Source organism: Caballeronia terrestris (assembly GCF_001544515.1).
Lineage (GTDB): Bacteria > Pseudomonadota > Gammaproteobacteria > Burkholderiales > Burkholderiaceae > Caballeronia > Caballeronia terrestris.
Genome location: NZ_FCOL02000367.1, coordinates 1 through 1,567 on the forward strand (window position 1 = coordinate 1; position 1,567 = coordinate 1,567).

The following is a 1,567-nucleotide window of genomic DNA, read 5'->3' on the forward strand; positions in this document are numbered from 1 at the left end:
CCGGTATCAGAGGTGGGGCTCACGCCCCGTCACTCCACAAATGGGAGATGCCAAGTCACATCGACGCCCGGTTTCACGACGAAAGATAATCACCTTCGCGCGGCGCGGCATCAGTGGCCCGTCCCGATGTCTCGGAGGCACTCGGGACGTTGACTCAGTGAGCGCGTCTTATCAGCCCCGCTCGGTTCGCCGCTTCTCCCACGCCGGGGTCCTTGGCATCCACGAGTGCGCTCATTGGCATCCGCATTGCTAGAATGCGAATTGCACAACAATACTCTATGCATGGGTGATTTTCGGCCGTTGACCTACATCAAGCCTGCGAAAAACTGCGACGTACCCTCGGACCTCCATCAATTGCCGGGAGCGCTGGAAGTCGAGCCGTTTGGGCGCAGCCTTTTGAAATCCACTCTGAGACAAGCAGAAATCCACATACCCATAGTTGCGACAAGCGGCCAACCCTGATGGCTCGATACGTCAAGCGCGGTGTTGCACCGCGCCTTGCAACCGGTTTTGATCGGAACAACGACTGTTTTTCCGATCGCGAGATGATTGTCGAAGGAAGACCGAGGGCCAGGTTCGGGAACTCGCGACAGCGCGCGAAGGGTAAATCGTCCAAAATTCCGGTGCGCGCGCCACCTCCGTCAACTTTTCGAACCAATTCCGGACGAGAACTTGACCTGGGTCATCCACGCACCCGCTGACGCTGGATAAGCTTTTCACCTGAGCTTGTCACTTCGGCCCGTGTGGCCGATATCGGAGTATGCAATGCGTATCACCCTCCATCTTGACACTTTCGACCGTGTCTGCCCGTGTGGATACGCCATCCTTGAAATTGAAAAGGGCGCCCATCGCTGGCTGTGCAAAAGCCAGTGCGGCCTGATGCTGCCCCGCGAAGGCCCGTTGGTCAAAGCACAGACTGGCACATTGATGTGCGGTCCGACCGACCAGGTGCTTCTGTGCGTGCTCGAAGATTTCGATGCCTCTTCTCACGACGGGCCATTCGAGGGCGAGACCGGGCGCGCTCTTTGGTACGCCGATCAGGGAATCCAGCCTGCGGCGGGCCACTGGCACGTAGAGCTAGTTACGGATTGCGATGACTCGCCCGCGCATTCGGCCTCCCAAAGCGAGCGGGTCTGATCCCAATGGGAGAGGCATGCGCGTCTATCGGGGGGACGCATGATGACGGCGTCAACGAAGTTCGTCTATCTAAACTGATTCTGATTAAGAGCGTAGCGACACCTCTGTCGTTGCCGTCTGGATGCAACCCGAGTGGGTCTGGTATGTTCGCAAACATCGAAAACTGCTGAAGGGAGTTCTCCAACAACATGCTGCAAAAATTGGCCAGCAACGCTCTGCATGTCGTGTCCTATTCCACGTCGCAGCTACGCCGGTCGGTTGCCTGGCGCAGGCTGGGCCACCTGCACCGTGCGTCGCTTATCATCTCGCCTTGGCGCGAGGAATCAACCGTACCGCACCCCCCTGCATCCACAGCCAACCCAAAGCCGGCCAGCACGGGCTTCGGCGCGGCAGGCACCGCCCCTCGGCCGGCCTTCCGTTGCCTCTGACC

The 1,567-nt window shown here is 59.1% G+C and carries 1 protein-coding gene; it reads left to right on the forward strand.

The window, feature by feature from the left end; genetic code table 11:
• Positions 1-765: 765 nt before the first annotated feature.
• A complete protein-coding gene (locus AWB67_RS37460) occupies positions 766-1,137 on the forward strand; it encodes a DUF3564 family protein (protein WP_087649027.1) in 372 nt (123 codons plus the stop codon).
• The last annotated feature ends 430 nt before the right edge of the window (positions 1,138-1,567 follow it).